At 33.5% G+C, this 21,267-nt stretch carries 24 protein-coding genes and 1 pseudogene; 7 read left to right on the top strand and 18 right to left on the bottom strand.

The features are described 5' to 3' along the window. The 3 genes and pseudogenes from ABZC13_RS12055 to ABZC13_RS12065 all read left to right on the top strand — a co-directional run. Positions 1–1,231 (top strand): annotated as a pseudogene (locus tag ABZC13_RS12055) (hypothetical protein); the annotation flags it as partial. After that, positions 1,231–1,977, top strand: coding sequence for a hypothetical protein (locus ABZC13_RS12060; protein ID WP_373004159.1), 747 nt, complete (start codon positions 1,231–1,233; stop codon positions 1,975–1,977). The pseudogene ABZC13_RS12055 and the gene ABZC13_RS12060, both read left to right, overlap by 1 nt. A 52-nt stretch (positions 1,978–2,029) precedes the next feature. Then, positions 2,030–2,464: a hypothetical protein gene (locus tag ABZC13_RS12065; RefSeq protein WP_373004161.1), complete on the top strand. Its 435-nt coding sequence runs from the start codon at positions 2,030–2,032 to the stop codon at positions 2,462–2,464. 311 nt (positions 2,465–2,775) lie between these two features. On the opposite strand, the gene ABZC13_RS12070 is transcribed toward ABZC13_RS12065, so the two are convergent. Then, positions 2,776–3,932 (bottom strand): IS3 family transposase gene (locus ABZC13_RS12070; RefSeq protein ID WP_373004163.1). Its coding sequence is split into 2 segments (ribosomal slippage): positions 2,776–3,692 and positions 3,692–3,932, totalling 1,158 coding nucleotides; the frame shifts between segments, so codons are not numbered across the junction. A 55-nt stretch (positions 3,933–3,987) separates the two neighbouring features. Between ABZC13_RS12070 and ABZC13_RS12075 the strand changes: the two genes are divergently transcribed. The 4 genes from ABZC13_RS12075 (at position 3,988) to ABZC13_RS12090 (ending at position 5,832) form a co-directional block, all read left to right on the top strand. After that, positions 3,988–4,332 carry a transposase gene (locus ABZC13_RS12075; RefSeq protein ID WP_373004278.1) on the top strand — a complete coding sequence of 115 codons (345 nt, stop codon included), beginning with the start codon at positions 3,988–3,990 and terminating at the stop codon, positions 4,330–4,332. Positions 4,333–4,442: 110 nt separating this feature from the next. Beyond that, complete coding sequence (locus ABZC13_RS12080) at positions 4,443–4,910, top strand: CYTH domain-containing protein (RefSeq protein WP_373004166.1); 468 nt, start codon at positions 4,443–4,445, stop codon at positions 4,908–4,910. Positions 4,911–4,948: 38 nt separating this feature from the next. Further along, on the top strand, positions 4,949–5,290 hold the full coding sequence (locus ABZC13_RS12085) for a winged helix-turn-helix domain-containing protein (RefSeq protein WP_373004169.1): 342 nt from the start codon (positions 4,949–4,951) through the stop codon (positions 5,288–5,290). After that, entirely contained in the window at positions 5,278–5,832 is a 555-nt protein-coding gene (locus ABZC13_RS12090) for a hypothetical protein (protein WP_373004172.1), read from the top strand. Before ABZC13_RS12085 ends, ABZC13_RS12090 begins: the two co-directional genes overlap by 13 nt. A gap of 2 nt (positions 5,833–5,834) precedes the next feature. Here the strand turns inward: ABZC13_RS12090 and nosD are convergent, their stop codons facing one another. The 17 genes from nosD to ftsZ all read right to left on the bottom strand — a co-directional run bounded on the left by nosD (position 5,835) and on the right by ftsZ (position 21,260). Beyond that, positions 5,835–7,055: a nitrous oxide reductase family maturation protein NosD gene (nosD, locus tag ABZC13_RS12095; protein ID WP_373004174.1), complete on the bottom strand. Its 1,221-nt coding sequence runs from the start codon at positions 7,053–7,055 to the stop codon at positions 5,835–5,837. A gap of 18 nt (positions 7,056–7,073) precedes the next feature. Beyond that, the gene (locus ABZC13_RS12100) at positions 7,074–7,598 is read right to left on the bottom strand and encodes a PAS domain-containing protein (protein WP_373004177.1); all 525 of its coding nucleotides are present in this window, start codon (positions 7,596–7,598) and stop codon (positions 7,074–7,076) included. Position 7,599: 1 nt separating this feature from the next. Continuing rightward, positions 7,600–8,070, bottom strand: coding sequence for a nitrous oxide reductase accessory protein NosL (locus ABZC13_RS12105; RefSeq protein ID WP_373004180.1), 471 nt, complete (start codon positions 8,068–8,070; stop codon positions 7,600–7,602). Positions 8,071–8,085: 15 nt separating this feature from the next. Then, positions 8,086–8,913 carry an ABC transporter permease gene (locus ABZC13_RS12110; RefSeq protein ID WP_373004183.1) on the bottom strand — a complete coding sequence of 276 codons (828 nt, stop codon included), beginning with the start codon at positions 8,911–8,913 and terminating at the stop codon, positions 8,086–8,088. After that, positions 8,913–9,365, bottom strand: a complete 453-nt coding sequence (locus tag ABZC13_RS12115) for a hypothetical protein (protein ID WP_373004186.1) — start codon at positions 9,363–9,365, stop codon at positions 8,913–8,915. Before ABZC13_RS12115 ends, ABZC13_RS12110 begins: the two co-directional genes overlap by 1 nt. Further along, positions 9,352–9,990 carry an ABC transporter ATP-binding protein gene (locus tag ABZC13_RS12120; protein ID WP_373004189.1) on the bottom strand — a complete coding sequence of 213 codons (639 nt, stop codon included), beginning with the start codon at positions 9,988–9,990 and terminating at the stop codon, positions 9,352–9,354. Before ABZC13_RS12120 ends, ABZC13_RS12115 begins: the two co-directional genes overlap by 14 nt. 3 nt (positions 9,991–9,993) lie before the next feature. Continuing rightward, on the bottom strand, positions 9,994–10,899 hold the full coding sequence (locus ABZC13_RS12125) for a NapH/MauN family ferredoxin-type protein (RefSeq protein WP_373004192.1): 906 nt from the start codon (positions 10,897–10,899) through the stop codon (positions 9,994–9,996). 29 nt (positions 10,900–10,928) lie between these two features. Further along, positions 10,929–11,441, bottom strand: a complete 513-nt coding sequence (locus ABZC13_RS12130; protein ID WP_373004196.1) for a cytochrome c — start codon at positions 11,439–11,441, stop codon at positions 10,929–10,931. Further along, entirely contained in the window at positions 11,441–12,064 is a 624-nt protein-coding gene (locus ABZC13_RS12135; RefSeq protein ID WP_373004199.1) for a cytochrome c, read from the bottom strand. The genes ABZC13_RS12130 and ABZC13_RS12135 overlap by 1 nt, the downstream gene beginning before the upstream one ends. Before the next feature lie 8 nt (positions 12,065–12,072). Further along, positions 12,073–12,813 (bottom strand): 4Fe-4S dicluster domain-containing protein, encoded by a 741-nt coding sequence (locus tag ABZC13_RS12140; protein WP_373004202.1) that lies wholly within the window; start codon positions 12,811–12,813, stop codon positions 12,073–12,075. Positions 12,814–12,815: 2 nt separating this feature from the next. Beyond that, complete coding sequence (locus ABZC13_RS12145) at positions 12,816–14,036, bottom strand: nitrous oxide reductase family maturation protein NosD (RefSeq protein ID WP_373004204.1); 1,221 nt, start codon at positions 14,034–14,036, stop codon at positions 12,816–12,818. A 20-nt stretch (positions 14,037–14,056) separates the two neighbouring features. Then, the gene (locus tag ABZC13_RS12150) at positions 14,057–14,839 is read right to left on the bottom strand and encodes a cytochrome C (protein ID WP_373004207.1); all 783 of its coding nucleotides are present in this window, start codon (positions 14,837–14,839) and stop codon (positions 14,057–14,059) included. Positions 14,840–15,255: 416 nt separating this feature from the next. Further along, on the bottom strand, positions 15,256–17,856 hold the full coding sequence (nosZ, locus tag ABZC13_RS12155) for a Sec-dependent nitrous-oxide reductase (RefSeq protein WP_373004210.1): 2,601 nt from the start codon (positions 17,854–17,856) through the stop codon (positions 15,256–15,258). A 118-nt stretch (positions 17,857–17,974) separates the two neighbouring features. Next, complete coding sequence (locus ABZC13_RS12160; protein ID WP_373004213.1) at positions 17,975–18,949, bottom strand: hypothetical protein; 975 nt, start codon at positions 18,947–18,949, stop codon at positions 17,975–17,977. Further along, positions 18,942–19,598, bottom strand: a complete 657-nt coding sequence (locus ABZC13_RS12165) for a Crp/Fnr family transcriptional regulator (RefSeq protein ID WP_373004216.1) — start codon at positions 19,596–19,598, stop codon at positions 18,942–18,944. The genes ABZC13_RS12160 and ABZC13_RS12165 overlap by 8 nt, the downstream gene beginning before the upstream one ends. 7 nt (positions 19,599–19,605) lie before the next feature. After that, on the bottom strand, positions 19,606–20,043 hold the full coding sequence (locus ABZC13_RS12170) for a hypothetical protein (RefSeq protein ID WP_373004219.1): 438 nt from the start codon (positions 20,041–20,043) through the stop codon (positions 19,606–19,608). 98 nt (positions 20,044–20,141) lie between these two features. Beyond that, positions 20,142–21,260: a cell division protein FtsZ gene (ftsZ, locus tag ABZC13_RS12175; RefSeq protein WP_373004222.1), complete on the bottom strand. Its 1,119-nt coding sequence runs from the start codon at positions 21,258–21,260 to the stop codon at positions 20,142–20,144. Positions 21,261–21,267: the final 7 nt, after the last annotated feature.

A 21,267-nucleotide genomic window follows, 5' to 3' on the forward strand; every position in this document is an offset into this window, starting at 1 on the left:
ACAGATTATAAGAACTACAGTAGGAAAGGGAACCATCACAACTACTTCAGATATCTCAAACCTAAACAGAGACACTACAAAAATACAACAAATCACAAAAGATGAGAGCTCAAACCTAGAACTATACGCAAGTGATAACTCCTTTAACGCTATGATGGACCCTGTTAAGGCTAAAGATGGGATTCTTCGAGATGCAAAAGATATGGGACGAAAGATACAAACAACATTAAAGAATGATCTGCCAAGTGCTAATCATGAAAATACTCTTTTAGCAGGAGTAGGTAAGGGACTAGACTTTATTTCAGCTACAACAGGTGGTATAATACCGAGTAATGGAGAAAATGGTGGACTCTTAGCAAATATACCTGTTATGCTAGGAGATAGAGATATAAACCATAAAGTTATACAAGTAGTTACATCTGACTCTAAATATGCGAAAAATGATAAAGAAAATTTTATGCCAATAGAGCAATCAACGTATTTTAAATCAGCAGATGAGAAAACACAAGAATCACTAAAAGGAAAAGGCTTGTTAGTGTCATTAAACCCAGTAGCAATAGATAAAACAAACGCAACTTATCAAAACTTTACAAATGGTATGTTAAATAAAGAAGGACTTGCTATAAAAAATGCAATAGATCAAACAGGTTCAGAGATAGCTACTATAAACTATAACCCAACTCATGGCTTTTTTGGAGATGCGCTTGAATCTGGCGTAGATAAAGCAGGACTGGGAACAACCGGTATAGCTAAACAAACAGGAGAGTTTATAAATAATGTAACTACAGCAAGAGGCACAGATGGTTCAAACTTTGCGGCTCATTCACAAGCAAATATTCTTACAAAATCAGGAATAGAGTATCAAATGGGTAATGGTGGGTTTAAAGATAGAACTTATTTCATGGACTATACACAAACAACACAAGAAAAACAAGAAGCAGGTGTCCCAACATTTGGAGGATATGGCTCACCTGTTAATACAAAAGATATGGAAAAGGTGATTGGTGAGTATGGTTTAAACTATAACTATACAGGAATGTATACAAACCAAAATGATGCAGTGGGTGAGGCTTTAGGAAATAATGTAGGTAAAAATGGGAGTAACCCAGATAGAACTTTATTTCAATCAACTAAAGACACTTTAAGACTATTTGGTGTTGGTGGTGAATCAACTCACAGTACATATGATTGTAAGAGTAATCCAAATGCTAAATGTGGAGATATACAATAATGAAAAATTTAATAATCTTTTTAATATTGATGATACTGTTTAATGGATGCTCACATACGTCTCCATACAGACAAATTAAACCAAATGAAATTATTCAAAATAAATATGTTTTAGTTGAGGCTTCTGATCGTCTGTTTGAAATAAATAAAAAATATGATACTGTCCCTAAATTAAAAACTGGATTACCACGTTTTCATAAAAGTATTAAAGGTTCACAATATACAATAAATATCCAAACTTATCCATATAAGTATATGCAAATGAAAGATAGTTATCTTAATAAAGATGCAAAGTATTTGGATAGTGACACTTATGTTGAAACTTATGATGAGAATGATAAAGAACAAAATATTAAATATAGAAGGCATTGGATTGCATATATAAATAATATGAAATGTTCAGGTCAAGTTTTTTCAAGAAATCATGGAGGAACGCTTTATAGTGCAACAACTAAAAACTACTCAATAGCTTGCGGTTATTATGACAAAACAGAAAAAGAGTACAATGGACAGAGATTACTTATGATAAGCTATATATACAATTACGCAAATGATAAAAGTCGCTTACAAAAAGACACAAACCTAAAAAGAGAAGAACTACTCACCAAACAACAAGCCGAAGATGGTTTAAAACAAGCAGTAAAAGAATTGGTAAAAACCATAAAAATAAAAAACTTTGATAAAGAAAGAATGGAAAAAGAGGGTTTAATGCATTATGACAAAGAGTTTAAATCTAGCAAATGGTAATTTTATGAAAAGGACAAAAATGAAACAAATATTAATTATAGGTAGTGTCATAATGGCATTAAGTTTTTCCGGTTGTGCAAACTTTGGTAATTCAACTGCTATAGCTGGTAATAAAATTGCAAATGAAAATTTATCTAAAAGTGATAGTCCCGTTAGATATGAAGCAATAGAACATAAAAATGGTGTTACTCATAAGCCACACCTAGTAGGCAAAATTTCAAAAAGTGTTGCTGATTTACAACTAAAACAAGACACATTGAACTTAATAATTTTAAAAGAAGAAACTCAAAAAATTGAACTTGTTCAAACTAGATATGTAATACATCGTTTAAGCCCAATGACATATAAAGAAGTGTGGATTGTAAGAAATAAAACAAACAATGTACTGCATGGACATACAGTTTATTTTACACAAGCAACAGAAGGTGGTGTTGATATTAAGCTTGCAGGTTCTTCTATAGTGTTTGAGTCAATGTTGAAAATATAAATGTCATAGCAGATAGAACAAATACTAACGTAGATACTTATACAAAGTCCATAAAAGCAGGTGTATCAGTAGGTGTTTCTCAAAATATATCTAATGCAGTAGAAGCCATAGAAGACCAAGGTAGAGCTAAAAGCAACTCGGCCATAGTATCGAGGGGTTTAAAAACATATGATGCCGTAACAAGTGCGATTAAAAAACCAGTACAAGCCGGAGTAAAAGCAATAAATGAAGAGAGTAGAACAAATACAAACTCAAAAAATGATGAGTGGAATGTCCCCTATAAACTAGACAGTTACTTACTCAGTAAAAACCTAAATTTCTGAAGACTTTAAATTATACCTTTTTTCAAACTCATTTGGTGAAATATAATCCAAATAACTATGTCTTCTTTTTGAGTTGTAGAACATCTCTATATATTCAAATATCTTAGAAGCTGCGATTTCTCTAGTTAAAAATATCTGTTTTCTGACTAGTTCTTTCTTTAGTGTTTTGAAGAAGCTTTCTGCAACTGCATTATCATAGCAGTTACCACGTCTGCTCATACTGAGGATAATATTATGCTTTTTTGAAAATGTTTTATACTCATAAGAGCTATATTGACTTCCTTGATCTGAGTGAAGAATAACTTTATCACCTTTATTAAGTCTTGTAACTGCCATTTTAAGTGCATCTATAATTAAAGATGTTGTCTGACGATGACCTGTCGCCCAACCTACTATTTTTCTACTATATAAATCTATAACAGTTGCTAAAAATATCCATCCCTCTTTTGTTCGTATATAAGTAATATCACTTACCCATGTATCATTTGGCTTACCTGCTATAAAGCATTGAAGCAGATGATTTGGATGAGCTTTGTGAACTGGTCCAGGTTTAGAGTATGGCTTGCGTTTATAAGTGTCTACACCATAAAGTTTAGATTCACTCATCAGTCTTGCAACTCTTTTTTTATTTACATGAATACCTAGTTCTTTTAAATCTTTATGAATATTTCTATGACCATAAACACCATTGGATACCTTGAACTCATTTTTAATCTGTATGAGTAATTCTTTATTTTCAAGCTCTCTATCTGAGATAGGTTGATTTAGCCACTGATAATATCCACTTCTGTGCACTTGCATCACTTTACACAATCTATGGACTGCATAAAATTGACTGTACTCTTTAATAAAAGAGTACTTTAGTCTGTGTGGCTTGCAAAGTACACCGCGGCCTTTTTTAAGATGTCACGCTCCTCTGTAACTCTTTTTAGTTCTTTTTGAAGCTTCTTTATCTCTGCTTGAGACTCATCTAATATTTTATGTTTTTGGATTGCTTGTGGAGATTCTAATCTTTTTATCCAGTTTCTGAGTGAATCTGGATGTACACCTAATCTTTCAGCTGTATCGTTAATGCTATAACCATTTTTGGTAACTTGTTTTACTGCCTCTATTCTGAACTCTTCACTATAAACTACTCTTGCCATTTTTAATCCTATTAAATCTCATAATACATTCGTATTATTTTATCTAAATTACTGAATTAAATACTGTCTAGTTTATAGGGGACATTCCAAAACTACAAAAGAAAACTTATCAATATTTATGAGAAGTGTTAATGCTAACTATGCTAAATATTTCAATAAAAAGTATAGTCGTAGCGGTCATTTATGGCAAGATAGGTATAAATCAAAATATATAACTACCCAAAACTATTTATATGTTCTCATAAGATATATAGAAAACAACCCCATAGAAGCCGGTCTTTGTGAAAATATTGGAGAGTACCCATATACTTTTGCACACTCAATTTATAAGGCAAGAGACATCTATCCGTGTTCTAATGCATCTACACTTATAAATGAGTTTGATATTCACACTGAGTGAGTTGGAATGTCCCCCTAAGGTTGAAAATCCACTTTTCCATTCTTTCTATCATTCTTAAGCTCAATAAACTTATAATCATCAAGACATCTTACTCTATATAAAGGTAACCCATGGCACTAGAAATTGAGAGAAAGTTCCTAATAGATATAAGCAGATTAGAAAAACTGGAAAATGGTTACGATATCAAACAAGGTTATATCCAAACAAAAGATAAAACTGCTGTCCGTGTAAGAGTGAATGGTGATGAAGCATTTTTGACTATAAAGGGTGCAAATATTGGTGCTACTCGGCTTGAATATGAATACCCCATACCAGTAGTAGATGCTAAAGAGATGCTAGATAAATTATGTGGCAAACCTATTATAGATAAGACACGTTATTTACTAGAACATAAAGGTCATACTTGGGAAGTAGATATTTTTCATAAAGAAAATGACGGTTTGATAGTTGCAGAAGTTGAGCTAGAGAGTGAAGATGAGGTAGTTGAACTTCCTGATTGGATTGTAAAAGAAGTAACTGATGATGCAAGATACTACAACTCTAATCTTTTAGAGCATCCATACTCACAGTGGAGTTAATAATAACTGTAATATGATTATTTACAAGGAGATTCACTATGCTAGAAGTATTGTTTGGTGGTAAAACCAAAGAAAGTGTTCTTCAGTACCTTTTAGCAAAAGATGAAGGCTATATAAGAGGTATTGCCAGTTTTTATGAGACATCTAGTACTGTAGTAAAACAACAAATCGATAAGCTTGAACAGGGCGGTGTTATAGTAGGTAAAGATATTGGGAATATAAGAATGTATCGCTTAAATCCTAGATACCCTTTCTTAAAGGAGTTAATCTCTCTTTTAGAGAGAGCGAGAGAAGCGTATGAACCTGACTTACTGAAAAAACTACTTGAAAATGAAAGAGTTAGACCTCGAAGAAAGGGGAAGCCAGTATGGAAAAAATAACTTCTGAAATGGGTATTGTTGAACTAGGAAGCTATATCTGTACAGAGTTAGAAAAAGAGGGTGTAGATGTTGCCTTATCTGGTGAGGCATGCATGGAAATATATAGCAAAAAATTTGCATCCTATGATATTGATTTAATAGAACGATATTCAACTCAACATAAAACCATTATGAAAGTAATGGAAAAATTGGGTTTTGAGCAAGATAGAGGTAAGTACTTTAAGCATAAAAACAATCAATATATGGTGGAATTCCCTACTGGACCGGTAACGGTTGGTGATGAGTTTGTAAAAGAGTTTGCTACCATTGAAACTGAATTTGGTTTGCTACGTCTTTTAAGTGTAACTGATTGTATAAAAGACAGGCTTAGTGCATTTGTATATCATTTTGATGAAGAGTGCTTATATCAGGCAGTGGATGTTGCACTAAACAATAAAATTGATTACGAAAATTTGGATAAATGGGTTACAAATGAAGCTGGGAACTCTATGCAAAAAGGATATGATAGGTTCACTAAAGAAATTGAGTTACAGAGTAAGTAAGATTATTCTTCTACTCTCTTAATCTTAACTATCGGTTTAGAGTCTTCAAGCATTAAAATAGGATCTATAAATGGAGCTACTTGGGCTAAAAAGTTTAGTAGTGCCATGACTGGAGAGCCGTAGAAGAACTTTACTTTGTTGTTGTAGTGCCAAAGTCTGTCTGCGTATTGGTACATCTTGTGAGAAGTGTCCCCGATATTATCTCCGTTTGTATCAAAACCTGTATATCTGTCCCAGTAATTATACTGAACTACGTTTGATTTAGTTTCATATCCTGCTGTACTTTTTACGATGTCGTCTATGTTTCCTACAAACTTATTATGGGTAAATGTATTGTTTCGTATAGTCAGGTGAAAGTGGATGGCTTCTTTGTTATAAGAAATCTCATTATGTACTATATATCTCTTCATACTCATCTCTGTCCACTTCGAGTCTATATACATCCCCTTAGCATTGTATCTAAGCTTGTTATGCTCAAAAAGAAGGTTGTGACCACCCTTTATCATTACCCCTATTCCAGCAGCACCTTTAGAACTTTGTATGGAGTTATTTGTGATTTTTGTATCTTTTGCCATCATCAGCATTAAAGAGACGGAGTTATATCTAAACTCATTTTTTTCGATGAGATTACTATCACTATGGGCTATCTGTAAAGCAAATCTAGAGTTTGATATCTTGTTATTTGTAATTATGTTGTTATTAGAGTAGTTCATGGTCGCATCTCGAACTTTGTCTATAGTGTTGTTGCTTATAGTGTTGTTGTGAGAGTGCCAGATTTTTATAGCATCTCCTCTCAGACCAATGTCATTGTCATAAGAAGTGATAAAGTTGTTTGAGATAACAGAGTCTTCTACCATTAGCATATCTATACCATAGAGAGAGTTTAGTATTTTACAGTCAGTGATCTTTGAATTTTTAGACTTGCTTATAAATATAGCTGAGTCAAGCTGGTGCATCAACTTACCGCTGTTTTGAATGGTAAGATTTTTTAAAACTACGTTTGAGCTGTTGATAGTTATGACTTTTCCAACACCGCCACCATCTATGATAACAGCATCTTCCTTACCTAATATAGTAAGAGGTTTGTTTATGACTATGTTGCCTTTGTAGATGCCAGCAGGTAGTTTAAGGGTAGCTCCAAAAGGAGCCTTGTCTATAGTTTCTTGGAGAATATTTGCATCTAGCGTAGAGATGAAAAATATTAGTAGTAAAAGTTTTTTCATCTTGTCAGTATGCGGTTTTTAGTAAAACCTGTGAATCTCTTCCATAATGTTAGAAAAATCTACATCGTCACCTTTGGACTTAAGGAAGTTTACTAGATACTCTTGAGAAGCCTCAACGCCGTCTTTTTTCTCTATCTCTAAAAGTTCTGCATAAAGATCAGCCATAATCTCAATAACATGTTTAGATATTGTCTTTCTAGAAGCATGGTAACCTATAACTTTACCCGTATCTGTATCTTTGCGTATCTCAAACTCTGTAAATATCCAGTAGTATCTGCCATCTTTTGCAAGGTTTTTTACAACTGCATTGATGTTTTTACCTGCAGAGATAGTTTCCCATAATAGTTTAAAAACAACCTTAGGCATGTCCGGATGACGTACAATGTTATGTGGTGCACCTATCAGTTCTTCTTCATTATAACCTGAGACTTCCATAAAGTAGTCGTTACAGTAAGTAATCTTACCTTTAGCATCTGTTTCACTTACTATATATCGTTTAGGATCTAACTCTATCTCAATATCTAGTGGTGTAGGCTTAGTCATTTTATATCCTTCCGTTTAAAAGTCTTATAAGTGCATCTGAGATGTCGTTGAAGTTCATTATTCTCATACCGTTATGTTTTTTAGAGTAATTTTCTGCTGCTTCATAAGTTGCAAATGGCGCTAAATCATCTCCTGCAGGTGAAGTTATATTTGCACCATAAACATAAAATGCACCCTTAGCTTTGATTGGTTTTAGTGTTTCAAAGTCTGTAACAAGGATGTCTTTAAAGTCATCTTCGCTCTTTACTCCAACATCAAACCATTTACCAGGTCTGTGGTAAAACTCAATCATAGACTTAGGACTAGAGAAAAATACTTTCTTGCCACTTTTTAGTTCTATCTTTGCTACCCATTTAGGGTCTTTATAGACTTTGAAATGTCTAACTAAACATTCTGTATCTTTTGTGTAATCCATTTCATATGAAAACAAAACACTCGCCGCTAAAACTATCGCTAATACTACTTTAATCATTATTTTTCTCCAATTTTAAACTAAATCTTTTTTCTCAAAAATCTTGTAACCCATGAATGCAAAAAGCAAACCTATAAAAAGAGGGTAACCAATAGATACAAGTACAAACATAACCTGACTCATAGAATCAAGTATATAAAATGCTACCGGACCCATAACAGTAAGTTCAGGATCAAACAGTGATATGGCCGCAACTCTAAAAATCTCCATAGGGTTAGCCAGAGCAATGAAGATAATAAGCTCTTCGTTAAACCTGTTTTGCATCATAAGTGAGATAAGTGCTATATCTATAAATGCAAGTAAAAATATCCATACAAAAAATGCAATACCAAGTGCAACTTCACTAGACTTTACAAATGAAGAGATAAAAAATGCTATACCTAAAAAGGCACTACTCATTGCAAACAGAAGCCCCGTGTATAAAAAGAAGATGCTCCAAGGAATATCTGCACCTTTAAGAGCTCCATAAGCTATAGCAATGACCATTGCAAAAAGAACAGGAAGATATACAGTAATGAAACGACCAATTATCTTACCCCAGTAGTACTGTTTTAGTGATATCGGGAACGAGAGCATATACTCTAAGATATGGTTGTCTCTGTCTCCAGAGATTGATCTAACCGTGGTGATGAGAATAAATATAGGGAGTATTACAATCGTAATCTGTATATACATAAGAAGCAGTCTACTAAGACCACTAAAGCCCATAACCTGAGATTCAGTTACTCCGGCTATAAAAAATAGAGCTATCAGCCCTCCAAATACAAGAGAGTAAACGACAAACCATTTAGCTCTAAGAGACTCTTTTAAGTCTAAGTATGCGATTAAATATAAATTTTTCATTAATATCCTAGTACCTGTTTTCTAATTTTTGGGTTAGCCATATGCTCACCTCTTAACATCTTCATATATACTTCATCAAAGTCTATATGGTTTTGGATACCATTTTCATAGGCGCCAAAGCCGTATGACATAGGTGTCTTCTCGCCTATCTTGTAACTAGCACTCGCAGCATCTACGTAGTGAGCAGTGTCTCTAGAAAAGACTTTAGCTTTTGTTGTATCTATGTCGTTTTCATGACTCCACAAAATCATACAGCCTATATCATCAAAGTAGTGTATAGTACCATTTTTAACTAAACTCGCACTATGCATATTTGATTTTTCTACTTCCATATTGCATTTAGGACAGACCTTTACTTCACTCTTTAGTGCTTCAGTTGATGAACTCTGTGAAGAGTTGCACGCACTGAAAAAAGTTAGTGCTACAATGAGTAGTAGATTAAATTTTATCATCGGAAACCACTTTTCCCAAATCCATATATATCTGTCTGTTTACAAGATCTTTAACCTCTTCAAGTCTGTGTGTAACAAACAAAAGAACTTTTTCTTCTTCGTTTTGTTTAAGCAGTCTGTAGAAGTCATCTCTAGCTTTAGGGTCAAGATTCGCTGTTGGTTCGTCATAGATAATGATATCACTCTTTTTTGCCAGTGAGATGGCAATAAGAAGCTTCTGCTTCATCCCGCCACTCAGTTTAAAAAATGATTTTCCCATGTTTGATTTTAGATCAAGTTTCATTTCATTTGAGTAGTGCATGATCTTCTCTTTATCTACATCCGCACTTATACTGATGTACTGAATAAGCTCTTCAATATTAAGCTTAATAGGAGGAGGCAGCTGCGGAACAAAGCTAATCTCTTTTAAGACTTCTACTCTTTGCTTGATAGGGTCAAGACCGTTTATAGAAACATTTCCTGCATCTGGATGGTAGTAACCAAGAATAGAGCGAATTAGAGTAGTCTTACCTGCACCGTTTGCGCCCATTAGTGCAATAGCCTCATTCTTGTTAAATTCACAACTTACATTGTCAAGGGAAATATGCGAACCAAATTTTTTAGTTAAGTTATTAATTTTTATCATTATTTACACCAAGCTTTTTAATCTAAAATCAAATTTAAGAGCGTCTACGTGACATACGTCTACACATCTTCCACAAAGTGTACAATCTGCACCAGTTATATACTCTTTTGTAATACCTTTTTCTTCTCTTTGTTTGTCATATTTTGCTTTTGTAATCTCCAATACCTGATTTTCAAAACATACATCGCTACAAACCATACAGTGATCACAGTTGTCATTCCACTCGATTCTAAGTGCTGATACTTTACCTATATAACCATAAGTAGTACCGATAGGACATATGTAAGTACACCAAGCACGACGAGAGTAAAAAACTTCTATTGCAAATACAACTACAACCCATAGAAGCGCTAAAGACCAGCCGTAAGCTATCATTCTACTTAAAATTCCGACAACATTGAATGTCTCAAAAACTAGGTAGCCGCTTGTTGCAGATAGAACTAAAAATATTGCCCAAAATATGTGTCTGACTCTATGGTCAAACTTACGCTCTTTGATGATTTTTTTATTTACTAAAGTGTTATGCCACTTTTCACCTATCTCACTAAGTATTCCATAAGGGCATACCCATGCACAGTAGCTTCTACCACCTACAAGTAGGTATACAATTAAAATAGTTGTAGTACCGATTATCATATTGATCGGCATCTCATAACTAGCTATAAACATCTGCATAGTCATATATGGGTCTATCATGTGAAACCCTAAAAATCTAGAACCACTAAGTGTTCCTTCAAGCAACTGCAGGTCAATAAAAAATGACAAGAAGAAAAAGAGATGGATAGAAATAATAAGTATCCATCTCTTCATTCTATAGCTAAAAATCCTTTTGCCATCTTTTGTAGTATCAAAAAATGTAGAGAAAAAAGTTGATTTCTTTATGGTTTCTCTATTGTTATACTTATCCATTTAAATACTCCATTTGTTTACTATTACTCTTACTCTGCCGCTAGTTGTTTAGCTCTTGCCGGGAACTCTCCGATTTCTTTTGCAAATCTTTTCAGATCGTCATCATTTAGTTTGATTAGAAGACCTCTCATAATCATATTTTCTTTTCTACCGGCTTTGAAGTCAGCTAGATCTTTGTATAGTTTTTCTTCACTCTGTCCAAATAGTTTTGGTCCCATCATAGGTTTACCGTTTTGGAACCCTGAACCGTTAACACCGTGACAAGATGAACATTTACTCTTATACTCATTACTAACCTTAAAAGCTCCGGCATTTCCTGCTTTGTCTCTAAGTGCATTAAGTGCTTCATCTTCTTTTTCTCTGTCAGATTTTTCTGTAGGAGCTGTAGCAGTTGCCATCTTTTGGCCTTTGCCATCACCTGTACCGAAGTCTTCAATAACTTTAGAATGTTCACCACCATGATAAACAGCATCATCCATCGCGGTAAAAACCATTAATCCAATTATTAAAAGTGTTAAAGCACCAACTATTATATTTTTCACTATTTGTTCCTCATTTTGTTTATCTCTTTATTAAACTCATATATCTCTTGAGCTAGTTTCTTAATACTTTTATCATCTAGCATTTTTACCAGGTCATTCATCAATGGATTTGATTTCTCACCAGTCTTAAAACTTATGATTTTTTTGTATATATAATCAGAGTCTTTACCAAGAAGTGATGGTCCAATAACTCCATTTGCATAGTCATTATGACATGCAGAACACTTTACTATGAACTCTTTAGAGAGTTTTTTCACAAGCATAGAAACCTGCACTTTATCATATGGACTTCTAACATTCATATTTGCATCAATATTTGTTCTAGGCTTAACACGAACAGAAGCATCTTTATTTGCAGGTCTAGAATTTTCATCATAAGCACTCTTTACGTTGTAGTCATAGTAGTAAGACTTACTTTGAGACTTGTCATTCTCTTTTACTTCAACCTTAATAGCGTGAGCATCTTTATTTTGAACAACTTCAATTTTTTGAGCTTCAGCCGCTTTTATCGATGGCTCTTTTGCTGTTTGTTTTTCTTCAGCATTGTCACTACAACCCGTAATCCCTGTAATAAATAAGAAGCCTAACGTATATGTTAAAGCTTTAGTTTTAAATGTTTTCATAATATCTCCTAGTTTTTACTTGCGTAGTATTGTTCGTATGTAACTCTTGGTTTAACTACTATTGATGGTACTTTTGTTGGACATACCTCTTGACAAGCGCCACAACCAATACATCCGTCATAAATTTCAGGGTGTTTACCACCATTACTGTCTGCAACCATGGCAATTGCACTCATAGGATTTGGTATAGGACACATATCTGCACAGAGAGTACACTGCTCACCTTCATACTTTGAGAATTTTTCTAGAAGATCTACTTCTAGTTTGTTTAAGTTTGTTACTGAATCATTAAACTTACTCATTCTGTCTGTATATCCAGCAGGAACTGGAGTTTTCTTTATAGCTATACAAGTATCAGGAAATTCTAAAACAGCGATTCCCATATGGATATCTTCCGGTTTTTCACAATGATGGTCTAAAGCACCGCTTGGACATGCAAGAACACACGGAACAGCGCTACAGGCATAACAAGCACGCTCATTAGCATCTATATACGGTGTTCCTACCCCATGACCTTTTGCCATGTCTGTTAGTTTTATCGAGTGATACGGACACACTTGAAGACACTGTCCACACTTAATACATAGAGCAAGAAATTTTTTCTCATCTACGGCCCCTGGAGGTCTTAGTCTATTTTCTGCTTTAAGAGTGTATGGGCTAAATATTACCCCTCCACCAAGAGCAAGACCTAATATTCCAAGTGTAGAATATTTAACAAACTCTCTTCTATCTGTTTGTACTGTTGCCATGTTTATCCTTTAATCCTAACTTTAGGTTTCTCATCTTCAAATAAAAATATCGGCTTTGTAAAAGGAGCCAGCTTTGCTAAAAAGTTTAAAAGTGAAATAACCGGTGAACCATAGAAAAACTTTACATTTGGGTTATATATCCAAAGTTGATCAGCATATTGATATACTCTATGCGAAGTATCACCAATATTATCACCATCTCTGTCAAATCCCGTATAGTTATCCCAATAGTTTCCTACTATTTCGTTTTCATTTATTCGAGCACCTCTACTATCATTTATAACATCTTCTATGTTACCCATGATGGTATTATCTTTCATAATGTTATTTACACTAAGTGAATGAAAATGTATAGCTTCAGAATTATAAAGCACTTTGTTTCCTATCAGCCAGTTATGCGTGTCTGGTTCAAAAGGTGATCTATCAATATAGATACCTTGAGCACAATAGATTACGGTATTGTTCTTTAGTGTAAAGTTTGAAACATCTTTAAGTCCGATTCCCATGCCTGTTGCACCAAGAGAGCTTTTTACAACATTTCCAATCGCTGTAGTGTCTTTTGAGTACATAAAAAATATACCAACACTGTTAAACTCATACATATTGTCTTTAATAAGATTTTTACCTGCATACATAAGATGCAAAGAGTATCTATTGTACTTACCATAGTTTTCTACTATCTCATTTCCATGAGAGTACCAGATAACCATATCACGTGACTTTATAAGTGAGTTCTTTTTGACAATATTATCATTTGAGTACCAAAGTCTAAGTCCATCACCACGAAGACCTAAGTCTAAATCTTTTGAAGTGATCTTATTATTTGAGATGATAGAGTTATTTATCATCTGTAAATCTATTCCAAATAGACAATCTTCTATAACACAGTTACTGATTTCACAATGTTTACCTTCAACCATAGTAATAGCTGAGTCGATTTTATCGTGTCTCTCACCACTTCCTATGATTTTTAGGTTTTTAAGAGTCACATATGAGCTCTTCACATGTATTACAGTTCCAGAACCTTCACCATCGATGATTACACCATCTTCTTTACCTATTATCGTTATAGGCTTAGTGATTGTTATACTTCCCTTATAAATACCGGCAGGTAGTTTTAAAATAGAGCCTTCAGGTGCATTGTCTATTGCATCTTGCAATATATTTGCTGCACCCAGTTGGCTATATAAAAAAAGAGAAAAAATGAAGAAAATTCTAAACATGTAAAGCCTTAATTTTCAATTTATGACTGCATCTCATTTAATGCTTTTTGTTTTGCAAAAAATGCAAGCAGACTGAATAAACCGATAGCAACTATCATATAAAAACCGATAGTAGGGTATGAATGTGTAATGAACTGCGCTATTTTTCCGTCTCCAAATACTGTTGGCATAAAAGGTTTAATCTTAAATGCTCCCCAGTCATGAAGGTTGTGTCCAAACCAATAAAGCCAGTAAGAGTAATCTGCAATAAATAGTATTGGCAGAGAAGCTGGAACGAGCATCAAATAGTTTAGAATTTTATTGTTATAAGCAATAAAGTATATCATACCAAGAGATAGTAAAAGTAGGGCATAAATACCGATTTCTCTCTCAAATATACCACCAATCCACATTGGATCCATTCCTACATAGTGATTAATAGTATTCATTTCATGAATTTCTCCACTATATCCATCAAAATGAAAATATACAGGGATTCCTTCTGGAAATGCTTCTTTTGGATAATTTGGTGCTTCGAGTGAAACAGCCCAAATCGGTAGTGAAGCTACCCCAATCTCAGATGCAGATTCAATCATCTGCTCTAAATTATTGTGAGCTTCTTTAGGAGTAGAAATACTCTTATATCTCCCTTTGTTGTAAAAGTTCCATACTTTTGCGCTAAATGATGAAACCTGGTCACCTTCTTGATTGTCAATTTGCGTAAGTACGCCGTTAAACGCGATCATTGGAAAAGTGAACGAGAAAGTTAAGATAAGTAAAGCTAAAAGAGCAAATATTCTTGCTTTTTTTATACTTGGGTGCATGTGTGTTTCCTTGTTAAAAATAATCCTAAATTTATTTAAATCTCTAACTATTGTGAAAATAATCTCAGATGTAAACAAATCTCTAATTATTATAGTAATTATATAAATAAATTATATCCAAAAGATTAGTTAGAAAACTAGACTTATATCAATAAAGAAGTAATATAATCAAATATAAACTTAATTATATATTGAACCTATAATAAAAGTATGGAAATTATAATCCAATAATTGATATAAGTCAAGGAAATTTAAGAAAAAATATGATAAAGGCGATTTTTAGCCAAAAGTGACAATATTCAAATTTAACGTTTGTTAAGAGTCGTTATTTAAGATTTTAACATAGTAGTATAATAGGGATGAAGGAAGGGGTGAACCCTTCCTTTTGTGAATAAGTCTAAATCTTAATCTATTGTCTAGAATAAGTTAGCATTCTCGTCAATCCATTTAAGATATTCGATAATGTCTTTAGTCTCTTCTTTGCTCATATGTTGGTTAGGCATTTTAAGATTGAAGTAATCAATCATGCTTTTAACATATGGGTCTTCATACATTTTTTCTGGATTTAAAATAAAGTTACTAACCCATTTCTCACCATTTTCATGTCTTTGTAGTGCACCTGTAAGGTCTGGACCTGAAGATACTTTACCGATAACGTGACAACCAGAACAACCACCCTCACCAAACGCTTTTTCACCTCTTTGAGCTGAAGTAGATTGTTTAGTAGCGATTTTTCTTACTAGAGTATCTTTTGCTCTAATACCAACGTCTGCAGTTTTAACCATTAGTTGCCAAATCATGTTCTCAAATAGAATAGCTTTTTCTATATCACCTTTTTTGAAGGCTTCATCAGCTTTCTTTTTCTGAGCAGGAATTTGACCATATTGGTCGAATGCATCAGTTACAAGGTCAGCAACAATTTTGTGATCTCCAAATTTGTTGTCTTTTAAGAATTTAACAACTGATTGAATTACAGCATCTGTAGCATCATTTACAGCAACAGTTTTTTTGTATTCAGCAATCATTTGGTCTTTAGACATACCTTTCATTTTTAGTTTTTGAGCCGATACATATTTTTTGTTCGGATCTTTAACCATAAGGTAACCCATCATTTCTAAGTGAAGTGCAGAACAAAACTCTGTACAATAATAAGGGAAAACACCCTCAATATCAGCTATGAATTTCATCTCTGTAGTTTCACCAGGTTCTAATGAAGCATGAACGTTAAAGTTATCTACTGTAAAACCGTGAGTCTCATCTTGAGCTCTCTCTAGGTTTGTCATATAGATAGTAACTTCGTCACCTTTGTTTACAGTAATTCTCTCAGGGTTAATGTGAGATCTTACAAATGTAGCGTAAACAGTAACTTTATTACCTTTTCTTTCGATTCTCTCTTGACCAGCTAGAGTTTTACCTACATGTATCTCACCAGTTTTAGCATTTGTACCCATTTTATATCTTACGTGTGGGTGCAGTTTCTCAGCTCTGATAGCTACAGCTTGGTGAGGTTCACCTAGAGGTAAAGGCATATCAACTAATAAATCCATTGTCTTACCACTAATATCAATCAACTGATGATTTTGTGGGTGAAGTGGACCAACATTTTGGAATCTATCGATTGCTAGTTTGTTTAGTGCAATGATATATTTACCTTGAGGATCAGCAGATTTTCCTTCCATACCACAAAGGTGACCAATGTTATAGTGAACATTCTCTTTATCTAAAACTTTTAGAGTTTTATAGTTCCATTTTACAACTTGAGAATCAACATAAAGTGAAGTATAGATCTCGCCATCAACTGGAGAGTACTGATTATGTAAAGGCCCAAGACCTAGTTCAACTTGACCGTGTAAAGATGATTTCATATCTAAGATAGGAATACCGTATGGATCTTTACCAGTGTATTTTTTACTTTTGATAAGTTTTTTGATCTTGCTCCATTTATAAACAGAAGCGTGAGTATCAAGCTTACCACAAACAGTGATATATTCACCATCAGGAGAAACATCTACACCGTGAGGAGATTTAGGCTCAGGGATTAAGAATAACGCGTCATTTTTAACAGCTACTTCAATAGGAATAACTTTGTGTCCATTAATAATTTTTACATTTTTCTTGTCTTTAGCTAATATAGCTAATTTTTCCCAGTTATATACATGTAAGAAGTCAGTGTCATTTCTTGACATACCAGCTTCATTTGGCGGCATACCAACTTCGATACCACCTGTATACATTTCTGTATTAAATGAGTTTGTGAAACCCCAACCGTTAGAAACACCTTTACCAGAGTCACTTAAATCTTGCATATATGGAGGTAACTCAAGTGTAAAAGATTCTTTTTCTTGAATACGACCTTTCTTATGATCAAATTTCCATAGTGTTACCCCACCACGGTATGACTCTTTGTACTCTTCAATTGGGTGATAGTTGTTGTCAAAAGGTGCAGCATACTGTGCAGCATCTAGGATGTACTCAGAGTTTGGTGTAAAGAATGCACCACCATGAGCTGATTTAAATACTTTGTTAGAAACAATTTGTTTTGTCTCAAAGTCATGTAAATCAATAATAGCGATACGTGGATTAGCTTTATCATTAATAGCCAACCATCTACCATCATATTTACCATCTTTTTCAGAAATAGCCGGGTGATGAGTATCTCCCCAATTTATTTCACGACCACGAATGTTACCTTGTCTTAAAATTTTAAGACTGTCAACATCATAACCGTACCCTTGCCAAGGCTCAGGTGTAAATACAGCGATGTATTTTAAAATTCTCATTGATGGAACACCATAAACAATTACTTGTCCAGATTGACCACCAGAACTAAATACGATAAACTCATCTCTACCACCAGTAGGGTTGTAAGTCTTCGCAGCACGAATTACATCGATCTCTGTTAAGCCTCTTGCCTTCATTACTTTTTGTAGTTCACCACCTGAAGCAGCTGTCGCAACAGTTGCAGCTAGTGTTGTACCTAAAATAAGTGAAGTAAGCTTGTTGAAATGCTTAGTCATTTTCTTCTCCTTAATATTCCTTTGGATATATAAAATATACCCAAATGATTCAAAATATTATTACATTTTGAAGGACAATAATTTGACTAAGGTCAAAATATAAGATTAATTTTAAAATTTAGTTATGTTTAAGATTGTAGTTTGATACTAGGTTGTCTAAATCAGATTTTAGATTTTCAAGTTTGAGTGTAGATGATGTTAACTCTTCTAAAGATTGGATCAAAGCATCTTCTTTTTTTGTTAAATCTTTGTCAATACTTTCATCTTCATCCATAACACATAATAATTCCAATAGGTTCTCAATATTATTTTCTACAAGTTCTAACGACTTATAGGAGTGTTCTATAGAGTTTGTTGAGTGTTCTATAGAACTATTTATCTTCTCTACAAGAAAATTAAAATTATTACTTGCTTCTAATAGTTCGCTACTATTTTGCTTTACATTAATAGGTTCTAGTTCTTTTATACTTGAGTTTGTAATAATGTTTTTTGAAGTATGAATAAATTTTTGCATAAAAGTGATTACATTTTTTAGTTGAGTAAATAAATATATCAGCAGAAGTACTAAAATGAAAAACAATACATACTGTAATGTTTTATGATTATTGATAGTATCTTTATAGTATTTATTATGCATTTTAATAAGCTTGTTAAATTCTACTACAAGCTTTATATTTGTATTGTAGATATCATTTACAACTTGTTCTAGTAAAATACTGGAATATGCTGTCACAACTTTTCTTCTATCTCTAAAGTTTTGAACATGAAGATAAAACTTATTCCATAAAAGAACTATTTCATCACTTTTATTTTTAATGGCAATGGAATTGATTTTTTTTAGTGCCTTGTCTTTATTATTTAAGTTATAAATAAATTTTCGAATAGAATCATCTAGTTGCTCAGTAGAAGCATGTTGATTTTTATATATATAAAAAATATTTTTTGATATTTCTTGTGTGAAATCCTTTTGAGAGTTTATAGAATCTAAAATATCATTATTTATCTTGTTCTGATCAGATATATAACTGGATAGAAGTGCTAAAGCAATAGATAAAATAAAAACTAATACACCTACTACTTTTATCTTAGTCATTTCCTATCTCCCTTAGCGCTATTTTATCCAATATTGTAACCTTTCCTTGTATTATATCAATAATCCTATTTCGTTTAAGTCTATTTAGTACACGAGATAGAGTTGCTGGCTGAATATGTAAAATAAGGGAAATATCGTGTCGTTTAAGCTTGTTAAACATATCTAGATCGGAGTCTAGCATCATTGCTACTTTTTCCACTGAGTCAAAAATAAATTCTCTATTTATCAAAGATTCGATTTTTTGAGATCTTAAACTTATCTCATTGACAAGCTCTAAGCAGAGTAGATTCTTCTCTAAGAAGTGCTTTTTAAATTCTTTATAATCTATACTGAGAACCTGAGAATCTTCAATAAGTGCAACATTGGAAAATGATGTTAAAGTCTCATTATTTATGTTTGTAATCTCTGAGATTAGAGATTCCTTATATATATAGTATAGAAATATTTCGTTGGAGTGTTTATCGATTTTATAGGTTTTTGCCAACCCACTAACTAGAAACAGTAAGTTATTACTCTCTTCTTTTTCATAATAGAGGACGTATTCACTGTTGTATGTTTGAAGTGTAGAAATGGAAGTTAAAATTTCAACATCTTGAGTCTTTAGAGTATTAAAAATATCTAAAGACTCTATTATGCTTTTAATTGACAAAGTAAACCTAGTTTACGACTACTGGACAGTCTTTTTGTGCAATGTCAAATTGAAATAGACGAACTTTAGTTTTTGCACTAACATAAACATATGAAGTGTTTATTCCTGCTTCAAGAAACTTTCTTGATGATTGACAGATGCCGGTAGTTACGGCTTGTCTCATTCTTGTTCTATCTTCTTTTTGTATAGCTTCATCACTTTTTACACCAGTGTTAATCTCAAATGTATAAACAAGTGTCGTATCTTCATTTTTTACAGATGATAGTGTTGTATATTTATCTATTATTTGTGGTAGTGTGCTTGTAATCTCTTTTGCTACTAAGCTCGCTATTTCTTTGTTTTGAGTTTTCATCTCTTTTTCAGGGAAGATACCAGTTCTTGTAGGAGTGTCGGAAGCAAGTAAAGCTGTACATAGTGAAAGTGATATAAGAAGTATTTTTTTCATGGATTGGACTCTCTTTTTTAGTGAATTATACACAACTAAAGGATGTGTTAATTTGACATTAGTCAATGTGTAAGACTAAAAAACCTCAAAGAGGTTTATTAGTCTTGTTGTTGTCTCATGTAAGATGGAATATCTAAATAGTTGTCATCAAAATCACCACCAACAACTAGTTTAGGGCGAAGAATTGCTTTTGGAGCCGGAGTTTCATTTACAAAGTCTTCATTGTTTGTACCACTGCTGATTTCTTTTTCAAAACCTGTTGCAACAATAGTTATTTTAATATAGTTTGGTTCTATAGTCTCATCTGTAGAAGTTCCAAAGATAACTTCTGCATCTTCATGCGCACTTTCATGTACAACATTCATAGCATCTGAGATTTCCATTAGTGGGAACTCAGGGTGCATTTTGAAGTGCACAAGAACACCCATCGCACCATTAATAGTCATGTTGTCAAGAAGTGGAGACTCAATTGCTGCTTTTATAGCTTCGTAAGCCGCATTTTCACCCTCATGCTCACCAACACCCATAAGTGCCATGCCTTTATGACTCATTACAGTTTGAAGATCGGCAAAATCCAGGTTGATGTCATTTTCTCCACTTGAAAGAATAACACCGGAAGTCCCACTGACAGCTTGAGCTAAAACGCTATCTACTATTTTGAAACTTTCTTTTAAACCAAGTCTTCTGTCTATAATAGAAAGGAGTTTGTCATTAGGAATAACTACTATAGAGTCACTTTCTTTTTTTAATTCTTCAAGTCCAGCTTCTGCAAGTTTAAGACGTTTTCTCCCTTCAAATGCAAAAGGTTTAGTAACGATAGAGATGGTTAAAGCACCAACTTCTTTTGCAATTTGAGCAACTACTGGAGCAGCACCCGTACCAGTACCACCACCTAGACCGGCAGAGATAAATACGATGTCAGCACCCTCAAGAGCAGATCTTATCTCATCATAGTTCTCTAATGCAGAGTCTTTACCGATTGTCGGTTTCATGCCGGCACCAAGACCTTTTGTGAGCTTAGTGCCGATTTGAATCTTTGAAGCGCTCTCTGCTTCATAAAGAACCTGTGCATCTGTATTAATCATGATCATTTCGATGCCTGTAACACCTTCTTTAATCATATGCCCGATCATATTACCACCGCCGCCACCAACACCGACTGCTATAATTCTTGCTCCGTTTACGTTGCTTGCTTCTTCAATTAAAAATGGTTCCATCTCTCAC

This window comes from Sulfurimonas sp., from assembly GCF_041563035.1.
In the GTDB taxonomy this organism is placed as follows: domain Bacteria; phylum Campylobacterota; class Campylobacteria; order Campylobacterales; family Sulfurimonadaceae; genus Sulfurimonas.